This is a genomic window from Stenotrophomonas sp. 2694 (assembly GCF_040548715.1).
Lineage (GTDB): Bacteria > Pseudomonadota > Gammaproteobacteria > Xanthomonadales > Xanthomonadaceae > Stenotrophomonas > Stenotrophomonas indicatrix.
Window position 1 is genome coordinate 1 of sequence record NZ_JBEPSG010000017.1, and the last position, 15,417, is coordinate 15,417.

General features: G+C 67.5%; 12 protein-coding genes. 4 read left to right on the top strand and 8 right to left on the bottom strand.

Features of this window, described 5'->3' with window-relative positions; all coding sequences use genetic code 11:
* Positions 1-316: 316 nt before the first annotated feature.
* Both ABIA73_RS16525 and ABIA73_RS16530 read right to left on the bottom strand, forming a co-directional pair.
* On the bottom strand, positions 317-3,478 hold the full coding sequence (locus tag ABIA73_RS16525; RefSeq protein WP_354276031.1) for an efflux RND transporter permease subunit: 3,162 nt from the start codon (positions 3,476-3,478) through the stop codon (positions 317-319).
* Between the two features lie 3 nt (positions 3,479-3,481).
* On the bottom strand, positions 3,482-4,618 hold the full coding sequence (locus ABIA73_RS16530) for an efflux RND transporter periplasmic adaptor subunit (protein WP_354276032.1): 1,137 nt from the start codon (positions 4,616-4,618) through the stop codon (positions 3,482-3,484).
* A 123-nt stretch (positions 4,619-4,741) separates the two neighbouring features.
* Here ABIA73_RS16530 and ABIA73_RS16535 point away from each other — a divergent pair, with 123 nt between their 5' ends.
* From ABIA73_RS16535 to ABIA73_RS16545, 3 genes are all read left to right on the top strand, one after another.
* Entirely contained in the window at positions 4,742-5,422 is a 681-nt protein-coding gene (locus ABIA73_RS16535) for a TetR/AcrR family transcriptional regulator (RefSeq protein ID WP_263930093.1), read from the top strand.
* A 136-nt stretch (positions 5,423-5,558) separates the two neighbouring features.
* Positions 5,559-6,206 carry a protein-L-isoaspartate O-methyltransferase family protein gene (locus ABIA73_RS16540; RefSeq protein ID WP_032975442.1) on the top strand — a complete coding sequence of 216 codons (648 nt, stop codon included), beginning with the start codon at positions 5,559-5,561 and terminating at the stop codon, positions 6,204-6,206.
* A gap of 16 nt (positions 6,207-6,222) precedes the next feature.
* Positions 6,223-7,581 carry a TolC family outer membrane protein gene (locus ABIA73_RS16545; protein ID WP_025874136.1) on the top strand — a complete coding sequence of 453 codons (1,359 nt, stop codon included), beginning with the start codon at positions 6,223-6,225 and terminating at the stop codon, positions 7,579-7,581.
* A gap of 85 nt (positions 7,582-7,666) precedes the next feature.
* On the opposite strand, the gene ABIA73_RS16550 is transcribed toward ABIA73_RS16545, so the two are convergent.
* Together ABIA73_RS16550 and waaA are read right to left on the bottom strand one after the other, a co-directional pair.
* Positions 7,667-8,989: an amino acid transporter gene (locus ABIA73_RS16550; RefSeq protein WP_354276033.1), complete on the bottom strand. Its 1,323-nt coding sequence runs from the start codon at positions 8,987-8,989 to the stop codon at positions 7,667-7,669.
* A gap of 235 nt (positions 8,990-9,224) precedes the next feature.
* A complete protein-coding gene (gene waaA, locus ABIA73_RS16555; RefSeq protein WP_025874134.1) occupies positions 9,225-10,523 on the bottom strand; it encodes a lipid IV(A) 3-deoxy-D-manno-octulosonic acid transferase in 1,299 nt (432 codons plus the stop codon).
* A gap of 60 nt (positions 10,524-10,583) precedes the next feature.
* Here waaA and ABIA73_RS16560 point away from each other — a divergent pair, with 60 nt between their 5' ends.
* Positions 10,584-11,501 (top strand): LpxL/LpxP family Kdo(2)-lipid IV(A) lauroyl/palmitoleoyl acyltransferase, encoded by a 918-nt coding sequence (locus tag ABIA73_RS16560; RefSeq protein ID WP_025874133.1) that lies wholly within the window; start codon positions 10,584-10,586, stop codon positions 11,499-11,501.
* Between the two features lie 103 nt (positions 11,502-11,604).
* Here ABIA73_RS16560 and ABIA73_RS16565 read toward each other — a convergent pair whose 3' ends face one another.
* The 4 genes from ABIA73_RS16565 to ABIA73_RS16580 form a co-directional block, all read right to left on the bottom strand.
* Complete coding sequence (locus tag ABIA73_RS16565) at positions 11,605-12,054, bottom strand: REP-associated tyrosine transposase (RefSeq protein ID WP_218787963.1); 450 nt, start codon at positions 12,052-12,054, stop codon at positions 11,605-11,607.
* Positions 12,055-12,376: 322 nt separating this feature from the next.
* Positions 12,377-13,708 (bottom strand): O-antigen ligase family protein, encoded by a 1,332-nt coding sequence (locus ABIA73_RS16570; RefSeq protein WP_279208696.1) that lies wholly within the window; start codon positions 13,706-13,708, stop codon positions 12,377-12,379.
* Positions 13,689-14,804 (bottom strand): glycosyltransferase, encoded by a 1,116-nt coding sequence (locus ABIA73_RS16575; protein ID WP_354276034.1) that lies wholly within the window; start codon positions 14,802-14,804, stop codon positions 13,689-13,691. Before ABIA73_RS16575 ends, ABIA73_RS16570 begins: the two co-directional genes overlap by 20 nt.
* A 15-nt stretch (positions 14,805-14,819) precedes the next feature.
* A complete protein-coding gene (locus tag ABIA73_RS16580) occupies positions 14,820-15,017 on the bottom strand; it encodes a zinc-finger domain-containing protein (RefSeq protein WP_025874129.1) in 198 nt (65 codons plus the stop codon).
* Positions 15,018-15,417 lie beyond the last annotated feature (400 nt).

Below are 15,417 nucleotides of genomic sequence, written 5' to 3' on the forward strand. Positions count from 1 at the left end.
CAACAGTGGGAGGGGAAACGAATGCTACCGCATGGCGCCGCGGGGCGCCCCCCGCCCCGGCCCGCCCGCCCCCACGCGGCCCCGTGGCCCCCCGCATGAGAGGCGCCCCCCCCCGCCAACAGCCCCCGGGGCCCGCCGCCCCGCCCCCCGCGCCCCGGCCCCCCCCCCCCCCCCCCCCCCCCCGCCCCCCCCCACCCCCCCCCCCCCCCCCCGCCGCCCCCCCCCCCCCCCCCCCCCCCCCCGGCCCAGACCAGCGATCCCGCTTCTGAACCCACCGCAGAGGGGGCTCAGCCCGGTGGCCGGGAAACCCGGGGCATCACGCCCCGGATTCGTCCGGCTTGACCCGGAACCACGCCGCATACAGCGCCGGCAGGAACACCAGCGTCAGCACCGTGCCGACAATCAGGCCACCCATGATCGAAATCGCCATCGAGCCATAGAAAGCGCTGCGCGACAGCGGGATCATCGCCAGCACCGCCGCCAGCGCAGTCAGCACGATCGGGCGGAAACGCCGCACCGTCGCATCGATGATCGAATGCCAGCGGTCATGCCCGGCATCGATGTCCTGCTGGATCTGGTCGATCAGGATCACCGAGTTGCGCATGATCATGCCCGCCAGCGCGATGGTGCCCAGCAGCGCCACGAAGCCGAACGGCGCGCGGAACAGCAACAGGAACAGCGTCGCGCCAATGATGCCCAGCGGAGCGGTCACCAGCACCATCGCCGCACGCGAGAAGCTGCGCAGCTGCAGCATCAGCAACGTGGCCACCACGATCAGGAACAGCGGCATGCCGGCCTTGATCGAGTTCTGCCCGCGAGCCGAATCCTCCACCGAGCCGCCGGTCTCCAGCAGGTAGCCGCTGGGCAGGTCGGCACGGATGCCATCCAGGGTCGGCACGATCTGCTGCACCACGTCCAGCGGCTGCATGCCATCGCTGATGTCGGCACGCACGGTCACCGTCGGCAAACGGTTGCGGTGCCAGATGATGCCGTCCTCGAAGGCGTATTCCAGCCGCGCGACCTGCGACAGCGTCACCGCGGTGCCGGTGCTGGTCGGGATCGCCAGGCTGCCGAGCAGGTCCAGCTGCGCACGCTCGTTGTCCGGGCCACGCAGCAGCATCTCGATCTGGCGGTTGCCTTCGCGATAGGTGCTCACGCTCATGCCCGACAACGAGCTGCTGAGGAACTGGCTGACCTGCGCACTGCTGACGCCCAGCGCGCGGGCGCGGTCCTGGTCGATCACCAGCCGCACCACCTTGCTCGGCTCGCTCCAGTCCAGGTTCACGTTCATCACGTGCGGGTTCTCGCGCACCTTGGCCTCGACCTGGCGCGCGATCGCCTGCACCTGCGCGATGTGCTCGCCGGACACGCGCATCTGCACCGGATAACCGACCGGCGGCCCGTTCTCCAGGCGCGTCACCCGCATCTGCACATCCGGGAACTGACTGATCACGTCCTTCAGCATCCAGTCGCGGGTCGATTCGCGGGCCTTGGCGTCTTCGGTGAGCACCACGAACTGGGCGAAGTTGGTGGCCGGCAGCTGCTGGTCCAGCGGCAGGTAGAAGCGCGGCGAACCGGTGCCGACGTAGGCCACGTAGTTGCTGATGCCTTCGCGCCCCTTCAGCAGCTTCTCCAGCTTGTCGGCCTGTGCCTGGGTCGCGGCCAGCGACGCACCTTCGGCCAGCTCGATGTCCACCATCAGTTCCGGGCGGGTCGAGTCGGGGAAGAACTGCTGTGGCACGAAGCGGAACAGCATCAACGAACCGATGAACAGTGCAATGGTCGCAGCGATCACCCACCAGCGATGGCGCAGGCAGGTATCCAGGAACGCCCGGAAGCGCGTGTAGAACGGCCGCTGGTACGGATCATGATCGTGCGCATGCTCCTTCGGTGCGATCCAGCGCGCGAGTGACGGATGCCGGTCGGCCCACTGCAGGCGCTTGGCGCGCCAGCGGCCGGCCAGGCTGTCCGGCTTCGGCAGCTGCGGGTTGAACAGGTCCGGCAGCATCTTGTCACCCAGGTACGGGATGAACAGCACTGCCGCGATCCACGACACCACCAGCGCGATGGTCACCACCTGGAACAGCGAACGGGTGTACTCACCCGTGCTGGATGCCGCCGTGGCGATGGGCAGGAAGCCAGCGGCAGTGATCAGGGTACCGGTCAACATCGGGAAGGCGGTGGATTCCCAGGCGAAACTGGCCGCGCGCAGGCGGTCGTAGCCCTGCTCCATCTTGGTGGCCATCATCTCCACCGCGATGATCGCATCGTCCACCAGCAGGCCCAGTGCCAGCACCAGTGCACCCAGCGAAATCTTGTGCAGACCGATATCGAAGTAGTGCATGACGAAGAAGGTCATCGCCAGCACCAGCGGGATGGTCACGCCCACCACCAGGCCGGTACGCAGGCCCAGCGAGAAGAAGCTGACCAGCAGCACGATCACCACCGCTTCGGTGAGCACCTGCACGAACTCGCCCACCGACTCTTCCACCGCATGCGGCTGGTCGGACACCTTGCGCAGCTGCATGCCGGCCGGCAGGGTCTTCTGCAGGCGTTCGAACTCGGCATCCAGGGTGGCACCGAGCTTGAGGATGTCTCCGCCGTCCTTCATCGCCACCGCCAGGCCGATCGCATCCTGGCCCATGAAGCGCATCTTCGGCGAGGCCGGATCGGCAAAGCCACGCTTGATCTCGGCGATGTCGCCCAGATGCAGCGTGCGTTCGCCGGCCTGGATCGGGAATTTGCGGATGTCCTCGATCGAATCGAACTGACCGGTCACGCGCAGCTGCACGCGGTCGGTCGGGGTTTCGAAGAAGCTGGTGGCGCTGACCGCGTTCTGGTCGGCCAGCGCCTGCTGCACCTGTTGCAGCGATACGCCCAGCGTGGCCAGCTTGGTGTTGGACAGCTCGATCCACACCTTCTCGTCCTGCAGGCCGACCAGGTCGATCTTGCCGACGTCGGGCACGCGCTGCAGCTCCAGCTGGATGCGGTCGGCATAGTCGCGCATCACCGCGTAGTCGAAGCCTTCGCCGGTCAACGCATAGATGTTGCCGAAGGTGTCGCCGAACTCATCGTTGTAGAAGGGCCCGACGATCTCCCTCGGCAGCGTCGCGCGGATATCGCCCACGCGCTTGCGCACCTGGTACCACAGGTCCGGGATCTGCTTGGAGCGCAGGCTGTCGCGCGCCATGAAGATCACCTGCGATTCGCCCGGCCGCGAGTACGAACGGATGAATTCGTACTCGCCGGTGTTCATCAGCGCTTTTTCGATCGGCTCGGTCACCTGCCGCGAGACCTGCTCGGCGGTGGCGCCCGGCCACATCGTGCGTACCACCATGGCCTTGAAGGTGAAGGGCGGATCTTCTGACTGGCCCAGGTGCTTGTAGGACCAGGCACCGATGACGGCGAACGCCAGCATCGCGAACAACACCAGCGCACGGTTGCCCAGCGCCCATTCGGAGAGATTGAAGCGGCGCACGGGTCAGTGCCCCTTGCCTGCGGCCGGCGCCGGCTTGGCGGCCGACGGTGCCAGCACCGGGCGGTTCTGGCGGTCGACCGGCGTCACCACCTGGCCTTCGCGCAGCAGATGGCCGCCGGCAGCGACCACCCAGTCCGTCGCGCCCACGCCGGACACGACCGGCGCGGCCTGCGCGCCGTAGGCACCCACCTGCACCGGCGTTGCCTTCAATGCACCGTTGGACGGATTGACCACCCACACGCTGGCCTTGCCATCACTGCCGCGCAGCACGGCCGCCAGCGGCAGCTGCAACGCACCACTGCGGCCGGCGGTGGCAAACACCCGCGCACTCTGGCCCAGTTCCACTTCGCTCAGTGCTTCCGGCGCCAGGCTCACGCGCGTGGCATAGGTGCGCGCCTGTGCATCGGCGGCCGGGGCGATCTCGCGCAGGGTGCCCGGCAGCAGCTGGCCCGGACGGTTCCACAGTTCCACCTGCACCGACTGGCCGACCTTGTAGTCGCGGATGCCGCTTTCCGGCAGCGCGATCAGCACCTCACGGCCACCATCGGCGGCCAGGGTGAACACCGTCTGCCCCGCGCTCACGACCTGCCCGGCTTCGGCCTGGCGGCTGGCGATCACGCCATCGGCGGGTGCGCGCAGCTGCGCGTACTCGGCCTGGTTGCGGGCCACGGCGAGGTTGGCCCGGGCGGCGTTGGCCTGGCCCTGTGCAGCCTTGAATGCCGCCGTCTGCTGGTCCAGTGCCGAGCGGCTCACCAGCTGGTCTTCCGCCAGCTTGGCATAGCGCTTCTGGTCATCGCGCGCGCGCACCAGGTCTGCTTCCGCCGCCGCCAGCTGCGCCTGCGATGCCGCCGCCTGCGAGGCGTAGTCGGCCGCATCCAGCTCGGCCAGCAGCTGGCCCTTCTTCACCCGCTCGCCTGCGTCGACGAGGCGCTTGACCAGGTTGCCGCCAACCCGGAACGACAGTGGGCTTTCCTGGCGGGCACGCACCTCGCCGGGGTAGGCGGCCGCGGCCTGTCCATCCTGCGTGGTGGGATGCACCACCAGCACCGGGATGGCCGCCGCCGGCTCGGCGGCCTGCTTGCCGCACGCTGCCAACACCACGACCAGTACGCCTACGCCCAACCAACGCATGTTTTTCATGAGGTACAGGACCTGAAAAGAAATCCGGGGGGAACGCGCCGGCAACATACTGTTGCAACGCGGACATTAGTGAACCAGCCGGTATAGTATAAATATCGAACCGCTTGGTCTAGTATTAGCGGAATGAGTTCTCCCACTTCCCGAAAGCCGACGGCCAAGCCCGCTGCCAAGGCTGCCGGTCCCGGGCGCCCCAAGGATCTGGGCAAGCGCGCGGCAATACTCGAGGCAGCCAAGACACTGTTCATTGAACAGGGCTACAGCGGCGTGAGCATGGACAGCATTGCTGCCCAGGCCGGCGTCTCGAAGCTGACCGTCTACAGCCATTTCGGCGACAAAGAGACCCTGTTCTCCGAAGCTGTGCAGTCCAAGTGCATCGAGATGCTGCCCGACGCGCTGTTCGTGGCCGACGTCGAAGGCCCCCTGCGTGACCAGTTGCTGGGCATCGGCATGGCGTTCTTCGAGATGATCACCTCCGACGCGGCCCTGTCGATCCAGCGGATGATGATGGCGCCGGAGACCGACGAGCGCCTGCGCGAACTGTTCTGGCAGGCGGGCCCGCAACGCACCTGCGAGGCACTGGCCGACTTCATGCGTTCGCGTGCCGAGCGCGGCGAACTGGATATCCCCGACTGCTACATCGCCGGCCAGCAGTTCCTGACCCTGGTGAAGGGCGAAGTGCACATGCATATGATGTGCGGCATGCCACTGTCCCCCGTCGAGACCGATGCTGCGATCCACGTGGCCGCCAGTGTGGATTTCTTCCTGCGCGCCTACGCGCCGCGGGGGACTGGGAATGCTGGATAACCAAAACTGAACGAACCGGAGGTCGCGATGACTTCCGGCACTGCGACCCCGGCCACCCCGCAGCTGATGCTCTGGGCGCGCCGCCGGCCTCCGGCACCGGTAAAATGGCCGGCCCACTGCGCTGGATTTGAACCTCATGACGATTGATTACGCCCACGCCCGCGAACTGATGGTGGAACAGCAGATCCGTCCCTGGGACGTGCTGGACATCAAGGTGCTCGACGTCCTGGCCCGCCTGCCGCGCGAGGCCTTCGTCGCCGACGCGCACCGGGCGCTGGCCTATGCCGATGTCGAACTGCCGATCGGCAACGGCCAGAAGATGATGAAGCCGGTCATCGAGGGCCGTACCCTGCAGGCACTGGATCTGCAGCCGGGTGACGAAGTGCTGGAAATCGGCACCGGCAGCGGCTTCCTGTCGGCCTGCATCGGCGCGCTGGCGCGCGACGTGCTGAGCCTGGAAATCGATCCGGAACTGGCCGCCGCTGCGCGCGCCCGCCTGGATGCCACCGGCCTGGGCACCAACGTGCGCGTGGAAGTGGCCGATGGCCTGGCCTGGCAGACCGAACGCCGCTTCGACGTGATCTGTGTCACTGGCGCCGTCGACGTGGTGCCGTCACAGTTTGCTTCGTGGTTGCGTCCGGGTGGTCGCCTGTATGTCATCCAGGGCCGTTCGCCGGCAATGGAAGCACTGCTGGTGAAGGCCGATGGCAGCACCGAGTCGCTGTTCGAGACCGATATCGATTACCTGCGTGGTGCCGCCCCGGCCCCCCAGTTCCACCTCTGAGTCCAAGGAAGCCGCAATGATCCGCCGATCCCTCGCTGTTGCGCTGGCCACTGCCCTGCTGCCGTTGTCCGCCCATGCCGCCGACCTGCTGCAGGTCTATGAAATGGCGCGCAATGGTGACCCGCAGCTGTCCGCCGCCGAATCCACCCGGCTGTACGACAAGGAAGGCGCCGTGCAGGCGCGTGCTGCCCTGCTGCCGCAGATCAATGGCCAGGCCCAGTTGAGCCGCACCCGCACCGAAGCCGACCATGACGCCAACTCCGGCACGGTCACCAGCAAGCGCCGCAACTACACGATCGACGGTTCGCAGACGCTGTTCAACTGGACGCAGATCAACAACCTGCGCTCGCAGCGCGAGCTGAGCAAGGCGGCGGACTTCACCCTCGACTCGGCCAACGACAACCTGATCGTGCGCACCTCGGCGGCCTACTTCAACGTGCTGGTGGCGATCGAATCGCTGAACGCCGCACAGACCAATGAAGCGGCCGCGAAGAAGCAGTTCGACTTCGCCGACAAGCGCCTGGAGGTGGGCCTGGCGCCGATCACCGACGTGCATGAAGCACGCGCCCAGTACGACCAGGCGCGCGCCAACACCATCGTTGCGCAGAACACCCTGGCCGATAACTACCAGGCCCTGACCGAACTGACCGGCCAGCCGGTGGTCAACCTGAAGGGCCTGCCGGCCGATTTCCGTCCGGAAGTGCCGGCCAACCGCGGCAACCTGGACCAGCTGGTGCAGCAGGCGACCACGCAGAATCCGGCGCTGAAGGCGCAGGAGCTGAAGGTCGGTGCCGCCGAAGCCGGCGTGCAGGCCGCCCGTGGCGGTCACTACCCGACCCTGTCGCTGGGCGGCAGCTGGGGCAAGAGCGCAACCTGGGGCGACAGCGTCGGCGCCGGTTCGCTCTCCCCCGATGCACGCACCAACAGCATTGGCCTGACCCTGAGCGTGCCGATCTTCTCCGGCGGCGCCACCCAGTCCGGCGTGCGCCAGGCGCTGGCTCAGCGTGACATCGCCCAGGACGGTTTCGAGCAGCAGAAGCGCGCGCTGGACCGCAATACCCGCAATGCCTACCAGACTCTGGTGCAGGGCATCAGCGAAGTGGAAGCGCGCCGTTTGGCCGTGGTTTCCGCGCAGAGCGCCTACGATGCCTCGCAGGTTGGCCTGGAAGTGGGTACCCGCACCGTGCTGGACGTGATCCAGAACCAGCGCATCCTGTTCTCCGCACAGCTGGATTACGCGCAGGCCCGCTACAACTTCCTGCAGAACCGCCTGCTGCTGAGCCAGGCCGTGGGTGGCCTGGATGTCGCCGAACTGCAGGACATCAACCGCCTGCTGACCCAGGACGCGGGCAACCCGTCGACGACCACGAACTGAGTCGGCGCGACCGGCCTGGTCACAAAGCCACCCGCGAGGGTGGCTTTTTTATTGATTGCAGGTGGCCTGCGGTGTGTGGGGGGCGCTAGCGCGAACGCCCGGCGCGCCGACGCAACAGGAGGCCTGCCAACACGACCGCCAGCACCACCAGCACCGGTAGAAACAGCCGCGACGTGGCTGCCGGCAACAGGCACAGTGCGGTTGCCACTGGGGAGAGCACCATCGGGATCAGCCGCCGTTCGCCGGCCGCGGCCCGCACCTGCCACTGGCTGCGGGCAACGCCGAGGCACACGGCGGCCAGGACCAGCAGGCCTGCAGGCCCCGGCAGCTGTGGAAGCCACCCCTCCGGCAGCGACAGCGCCAACACCGCCGACAGCACGGTCAGCGCCAGCGTCAGCAGCAAGCGCGCACCGGTACCCACTTCGCCGGCCTTCGGCGGCCAGACTTCCACCCCCAGCCGCGCGGCCAACAGCAGCAGCACCAACTGCAGGGCCGCCAGCCCCGCGCCACCCGCCAGCGGCAACAGTGGCAGCAACCACTGCAGCTGCGGGATCCCCTGCAACGCCACCGACAGCGGCCGCGTGCTGGCCAACGCGGCAAACTCGACGAGGCCCGACTGCAGCGCAGCCAATACCATCAGCCACAACATCGCCATCAGCACCGCTGCGCCAGCGGCTCTGGAAACCTGCGAACGAGGGCGCGGCACCCGCCCGGAAAACCCTGCCAGCAGACCTGCACCCAGCAGGACGCCGAGCAATGCCACGCCCGCTGCCAGCACGCCACCCACCCCGAAGCGATAGGGCGCGGTAGCCGATGGCAGCCACGGAATCCAATGCGCGTAGTGCACATGGCGTGCTGCCAGCAACAACAGCAGCAGGCCCACGCCCAGCTTCACCGTCAACAGTGCACTGGCCAACAACAGCGCGCGCGGCGTCCGCAGCACTGCAGCGGCGGCCCCCAGCAGCAGCACCAGGATCGCCGCCGCCAGCGGCAAGGGCAGCCACTGCCCGGGTGCAGCGTCGATGACCTCGGCGGCTGCGTACAGATGACGCGCCATCGATTGCGCCAGCCCTGCGATGGTCGCCGTCAGTTCCAGCAGCAGGGCAATCACCAGTACGTCGGCAGGCAGCCTGCCCCAGGCGGCACGCAGCAGACCATGCAGACCCGAAGCATCCGGCAGGCGCCGCATCGCCATGCGCAGGCAATACAGCATCGGCACTGCGCCCAACGCCGCCAGCAACAGGCTGAGGACAATGGCGGGCCCCGCCTGTGCCGCCGTGTGCTGCCCGACCAGGGCGACAACGCTGCCGCCCAACAGCAGGGTCAGCGCCACCACCAGCAGATGGTCGGTGCCCAGCCTCCCGGGCTTCGCGCTGGCGTGCAGCGCGCCTCCGTTGTCGCCGATCATTCAAAGCTCCCTTGATGTCGCCCAAGCGTGGTCGACAACAAGCTGGCAGCCTGACGCGGTAAGCGGAATCGGAATCTGCGCCATACGAACGATGATGTGACAGCTTGCACGCCGTGGTCGGCGCGAGCGGTCCAGCTACGACAGATTCACCACCATCAAGCGGGCTTGATGCAGGCGTTCACGACAGCGCAAAGGCAGGGCGCCCTTGAAACACCTGAGGGCGACAGGCGGGGTCTCAGGCCAGCGGCGGCGGCAGGTGTGGAGCCACCAGCTGCAGGGTCCGCTGCAGCGCGCCGCGGCCATTGCTGACCAGCGTGCAACCGGCGCGGGCCATGTCTTCGCGCGCCTGCACGTCGTCGAGCAGGTGCAGCAGCAGATCACCCACCGCCTGCACATCCTCGCCGATCAGCAGTGCACCGGCCTCGCGCATGCGCCGCGAGATCTCGGCAAAGTTGTGCAGATGCGGGCCGGTCACCGCTGCGGTACCCATCGCTGCCGGTTCCAGCAGGTTGTGGCCGCCGATGGCCTGCAGGCTGCCACCGACGAAGGCGACCTGGGCACAGCCGTAGAACGGCATCAGTTCGCCCAGCGTGTCGATGACGAAGACATCGCTACGCGCGTCCGGCCACTGCTGTGCGCGCCGTGTCGACACGTTCCAGCCCTGCTCGCGGGCCAGCGCCTCCACCTTGGGGAAGCGCTCCGGATGCCGCGGCGCCCACAGCAGCAGCAGGTCCGGATGCTGCTGGCGCAGGCGGCGGTGCAGGTCGATCACTGCCTGCTCTTCACCATCATGCGTGCTGGCCGCGATCCACACCGGGCGCGTGGCCGGCACATGGGCATGGAACTGTTCGATGAAGGGCTGCACGTCCGGCGTGGCGATGTCGAACTTCAGGTTGCCCAGTGCCTGCACCTGTTCCGGCGCCGCGCCCAGCTGCACGAACCGCGCAGCGTCATCCTGCGACTGTGCGGCCACGCAGGTGACCGTGCGCAGCGCACGCCGGATCAACGCCGCCAGCACGCGGTAGCCGCGCAGCGATCGGGCCGACAGGCGCGCATTGAGGATGTACACCGGAATGCGACGGTCGCGGCAGCCGAACAGCATGTTCGGCCACAGCTCGGTTTCGAGGATCAGCGCCAGGCTGGGCTGGAAGTGCCCCAGGAAGCGGTTGACGCTGCCCGGCACGTCGTACGGCAGGTACACATGGTCCAGCGCATCGCCCCACAGCGCGCGCACCCGTTCCGAGCCGGTCGGGGTGATGGTGGTGATGACCCAGCGGATGTCCGGCCGCTGCGCGCGCAGCGCATTGACCAGCGGCGCAGCGGCGTTGACCTCGCCCACCGAGACCGCATGCAGCCAGACCCGCGGCTGGCCGCTGGGCTGCGGATAGGACGCATAGCGTTCATCCCAGCGCCGGAAGTATTCACGGACCCGGAAGCCGCGCCAGACCAGGTGGTACACGGTGATCGGCAGCAGGAGGTACAGCACGGCCGAGTACAGGCCACGCAGGATCCATTCGACAGGGTCTTTACGCATGCGGCAAGGATACGGGAGCCCCCCGGGAAAGACACGCGGCCGGATTGGTAGAATGGCGGCATGTCCGATGCCACCACCGCCGTCCGTCCGTCGCTGCGTGATCCACGCAACTGGCCGATGTTTGCCGTCATGTTCACTGCCTTCGGGATCGCCCGGCTGCCGTGGACGCTGCAGCGCGTGCTGGGCCGCGGGGTCGGCTCGATCGCCTGGCGCCTGGCCGGCAGCCGCCGCCATGCCGCCGAGGTCAACCTCAAGCTGTGCTTCCCCGAAAAGGACGAGGCCTGGCGCAAGCGCCTGGTGCGCGACAGCTTCGACGCCTTGGGTGTGGGCATTTTCGAATGCGCGCGTTCCTGGTGGGGCAGCATCGACAGCATCCGCCCGCAGGTGCACATCGAAGGGCTGGAACACCTCAAGCAGATGCAGGCCGAAGGCCGCGGCGTGCTGCTGGTCTCGGGCCACTTCATGACTCTGGAGATGTGCGGCCGCCTGCTGTGCGACCACGTCGACCTGTCCGGCATGTACCGCAAGCACAAGAACCCGGTGTACGAGTGGGCGGTGAAGTTCGGCCGCCTGCGCTATGCCAAGGCGATGTACGCCAACGAGGACATCCGCGCGACGGTGCGCCACCTGAAAAAGGGCGGCTTCCTCTGGTATGCGCCCGACCAGGACATGCGCGGCAAGGACACCGTATTCGTGCCGTTCTTCGGCCACACCGCCTCCACCATCACCGCCACCCACCAGCTGGCGCGGATGACCGGTTGTGCGGTCATCCCCTACTTCCATCGCCGCGAAGGCGGGAAGTACTTCCTGAAGATCGGCGCGCCGCTGGAGAATTTCCCCAGCGAGGACGTCGAAGCCGATACCGCGCGGGTCAACCAGGCCATCGAGCAGATGGTGCGCGAGGCACCGGACCAGTACCTGTGGATCCATCGCCGTTTCAAGCGCCAGCCAGGCGGGCGCAGCGATTTCTACAAGTGACGGGAGATTTGGATGGCTCATCCACGCATGGCGTGGATCTACCGGGAATGCCGATCAGTAGATCCACGCCATGCGTGGATGTTCTCTCTTCCGATGCCGGAATCTACAACGGCCAACGACACCAGGCGTGAGGGTAGTCCCCCAGCCCACCAGCCAATCCGGCCCGCACCGGATTGCCCAGGATGTACATCGCCTTGTCATGAAGGGATTCATCGGTACGCACCGCATGGTCGTGATAGCCGTGCTGCCAGAGCGGCCCTTTTCGTCCCGATATCCGGTTCAGCTGCCGGCTGCTGCGTGATTTCAGCAACGCCATGCACTGGGCCAGCGTTCCCTTCTGCAGCTCCATCAACCAGTGCAGGCGGTCGGGCATCACCACCCAGGCGAGGCTGTGGCTGATGCCGCTGCGTTCGACGAAGCGCAGCGCGTCCACCAGCACAGCGACATTGCCTGCGTCGGAGAAGAATGGCTCCCGGCCACGCGTTGTCGTGGTCAGGGAATAGACATTTCCTGTGCGGGAGTAGCGACCGTAGCGGAGTCTGGGGCTTGCCATGGGGACAGACTGCGGTTTGCCCGGTCATCCTTGCATTGGCGGACCACCCTGCGGCCAGTCGGGAAAAGCCGCGACACCGGCCAATGTTCATGGGAAAGCCCATCCACGCATGGCGTGGATCTACTGCTCACCCGCCCGACACGTCCCCGGAGATCCACGCCATGCGTGGATACGACCAGCCACCCCGCACAATCCAGTAAATCCACGCCATGCGTGGATAGGCCCCAACCCGCACACGCAAGTAGATCCACGCTGTGCGTGGACGGGACGTTCCCCAACCCCGCACGATTCAGTAGATCCACGCCATGCGTGGATGCGGAGATTACCCGGCGCCCGGCTGATCGTCCGGTTCGCGCGCCAGCAACGTGCCGACGAACAGCGCGGCGAGCAGGACGGTCAAGCCGCCCCAGAACGCGGAATAGAACGCCAGGTGCGTATTGAGCGGGAACACGGTGACCGCCAGTGCCAGCATTGCCGGGCGTGCACGTTCGCGCGCCGGGGCCGGGGCGAAACGCCATGCCCGCCATGCCTGTGCCACCGCCGCCAGCCACAGCAGCAGCCCCAGCACACCTGTCTCGGCCAGGATCTCCAGCACGATCTGATGGGCGTGCAGCGCGGGCATGGTGCCCCACACCGCCGGTCCTTCATGCGCAACGCAGTGGGGATAGGCATCGCGGAAGCCACGTGCACCGACACCATTGATCGGGTGTGCTTCGATCATGCAGGCGGCCGCGCTCCAGATGCGGGTACGACCGGACAGGGCCTGCTCGACCCCGTCCTCGCCACCGTCCCAGGCCATTGCCGTGCGCGCCACACGCTCACGCAGCTGCGGCACGCTGGCCGTCAACACGCCCGCCGTGAGCACAGCGGCCAGTGCCAGCAGGCCCAACCGCTTCCACCCCAGTTGGCGCACACCGCTGTAGACAACCACCAGGCCGAAGGTGATCCATGAGGCACGCGAGCCGGCCAGCAGCAGCACCACGCCCACTGCAGCAGCGGCCAGCAGCCAGCCCGCATTGCCGAAACGGCGCGCCACCGGCAACAACAGGAACGGCGAAAGACTGGCCAGCACCTGGCCGAATTTCAGGTTGCACGGCCCAAGCGCGCCGCTGAGACGGTCGGCCAGCGCGGCTTCTTCAGCCGGGCACAATGCGTGGCCGCTGATGGCCAGCTTGATCTGCTGCAGCGACCAGAACCAGGGGCTGGTGCCTGCCAGTGCCTGCACCAGCGCATCGAGCGTCCACAGGCCGGTGATCACCGCCAACCCACCCAGGGTCAGGCGCCGCCGCTGCGGGGTGGCCACGGCGATCGCCACCAGCCACATGAAAGGCAGATAGCGCAGCCCGGCCGCAGCCTTGGTCCACGACGCCGAAGGGTCCACGGCATCGAAGGCCGAGAACGCCTGCGGCAACCAGTAGCCGAGGAAAAGAATCGATGTCAGTGCCCACGCTGCCGGGCTCAGGAGATGGGGGCGATGCTGCACCCGGCGGATGACCATGCGTGCGGCGGCGTACAACGCCCCCAGTCCCAGCACTGTTTCGGCGATACCTGGCAGCGGCCACAACGCGACGTAGGCCAGCACCCACCAGGGTGCCCAGCGGCCGGCGCGCTCATCGCGCAGGGGCGGCGTGGCGTCAGCCAGCGAGGTCGGCATAAAGACGGAGGGTATCGCGCTGCATGGCCTGCAGGGTAAACGGGATACGGCCCGGCAGCGACGGCGGCTGTGCCAGCAGGGCCAGCGCACGTTCACCCAGCAGCTGCGCATTGCCCAACGGCACGGCGCCACTGGGTTGCAGCTGCTGCAGCAGTTCGCCGACCCCACCATGGTTCCAACCCAGCACCGGGCGGCCGACCGACAACGCTTCGACCACGGTGCGACCAAAGGCTTCCGGTTTGTCCGACAGCTGCAGCACCAGATCGCTGGCGGCGTACGCCTGGGCGATGCGCGCAGTCGGCGTACTGATGTGCACCGCCCCGGTCATGCCCAGTGCGGCCGCCTGCCTGCGCAGCTCTGCCACATAGGCTTCCCGGCCAGGCTCGTCGGTGCCCAGCATCCACAACTGTGCCGGCACGCCTGCTGCACGGACATCGGCAAGCAACTGCAACGCGTGGGCGTGGCCTTTCAGGCGGGTGCCGCGACCGGGCAGCAGCAACAGCGGTCCGTCGACCTGGGCCAGCCACGGGTAGTCGGCCGCCAGCGCCAGCCGGGGGCGCCGATCAGCGCGTGCCACGCGCGGGAACTGGCTGACATCCACCCCGCGCGGGATCACCTGCAGCCTGTCGTGCGGCACCGTCGGGTAATGCGTGTGTACGTAGTCGCGCACGCTGTTGGACACACAGATCACGCGTTCGCCGCTGGTCATCACCGCGCTGTAGCGGCTGGGCGAATTCAGCCCATGCACGGTAGTAACCCAATGCGGGCGTTGCGCCGGCTGCATCGCACGGATCGCGTACAGCCCCAGCCACGCCGGCAGGCGCGAACGGGCGTGGACGATGTCGGCGCCCACTTCGGTGAACAGGCGACGCAGGGTAGGCAGATGGCGCAGCGTCAGCAGCGACTTGCGGCCGATATCCAGGGTCAGGTGCTCGGCACCGCTGTCGAGCAGCGGCTGCACCAGGCGACCACCAGCGGACACCACCAGCGCGCGATGGCCGGCAGCGACCAGGGCCGCGGCGATTTCAAGGGTCGAGCGCTCGACACCGCCGGAGTGCAGCGCCGGCAGCAACTGCACCACGGTCAATCGGCGCATCGAGGGGGCAGCCGTTTAGTCGGCCAGCACGAACACGGCGCCGCAGTAAGCACACTGCGCTTGCCCGTTGGGTTCGTCTTCGATCGGCAGGTACACCCGCGGATGCGAGTTCCACAGCGCCATTTCCGGGGTCGGGCAGCTCAGCGGCAGATCGCTGCGGTGCACGGTGTAGCGCTTTTCGGCGTTGGCGGGCGCGGTGGCGGTATGGCTCATGGCGGATGTCGATGAACGGATTGCGAGGCCTGCGATTCTAGCATCTGGGCCCGGCAAACACCGTGCGCTGCGTGGCCGCTGCGCGCGGCGGCCCGCTTGCAGCCTTCGCCGGTGCAGCCACGTGCGACCGCCCTGCCCCTCCCGCGCTGCCGTCGCCCTGCCTCCATCGGCGGGAAATCCCAGGCAGGCCAGTCAGTTCCGCGCGGAATCGGTCGTCGTTCGAATTTCCCGCATTTGGATCGAACTAAATGGCACTTGTCAGGGCGCTGCCGGCTGTTGCAGCATCGGCAGCGATCCATTCCTGACCCGATCGCATGGCCCGCCCCCCACCGGACCTGCATCGCCTCCCGACTGCCCTGCGGCGGACGGGGCGATGCTGTCCGTGGTCTTCGCCGATGCG

Bases quoted from the DNA above. Each gene is read 5' to 3' on its own strand.
- ABIA73_RS16530 (WP_354276032.1), bottom strand. From the start codon at position 4,618: ATGAAAAACATGCGTTGGTTGGGCGTAGGCGTACTGGTCGTGGTGTTG.
- ABIA73_RS16535 (WP_263930093.1), top strand. From the start codon at position 4,742: ATGAGTTCTCCCACTTCCCGAAAGCCGACGGCCAAGCCCGCTGCCAAG.
- ABIA73_RS16540 (WP_032975442.1), top strand. From the start codon at position 5,559: ATGACGATTGATTACGCCCACGCCCGCGAACTGATGGTGGAACAGCAG.
- ABIA73_RS16545 (WP_025874136.1), top strand. From the start codon at position 6,223: ATGATCCGCCGATCCCTCGCTGTTGCGCTGGCCACTGCCCTGCTGCCG.
- ABIA73_RS16550 (WP_354276033.1), bottom strand. From the start codon at position 8,989: ATGATCGGCGACAACGGAGGCGCGCTGCACGCCAGCGCGAAGCCCGGG.
- waaA (WP_025874134.1), bottom strand. From the start codon at position 10,523: ATGCGTAAAGACCCTGTCGAATGGATCCTGCGTGGCCTGTACTCGGCC.
- ABIA73_RS16560 (WP_025874133.1), top strand. From the start codon at position 10,584: ATGTCCGATGCCACCACCGCCGTCCGTCCGTCGCTGCGTGATCCACGC.
- ABIA73_RS16565 (WP_218787963.1), bottom strand. From the start codon at position 12,054: ATGGCAAGCCCCAGACTCCGCTACGGTCGCTACTCCCGCACAGGAAAT.
- ABIA73_RS16570 (WP_279208696.1), bottom strand. From the start codon at position 13,708: ATGCCGACCTCGCTGGCTGACGCCACGCCGCCCCTGCGCGATGAGCGC.
- ABIA73_RS16575 (WP_354276034.1), bottom strand. From the start codon at position 14,804: ATGCGCCGATTGACCGTGGTGCAGTTGCTGCCGGCGCTGCACTCCGGC.
- ABIA73_RS16580 (WP_025874129.1), bottom strand. From the start codon at position 15,017: ATGAGCCATACCGCCACCGCGCCCGCCAACGCCGAAAAGCGCTACACC.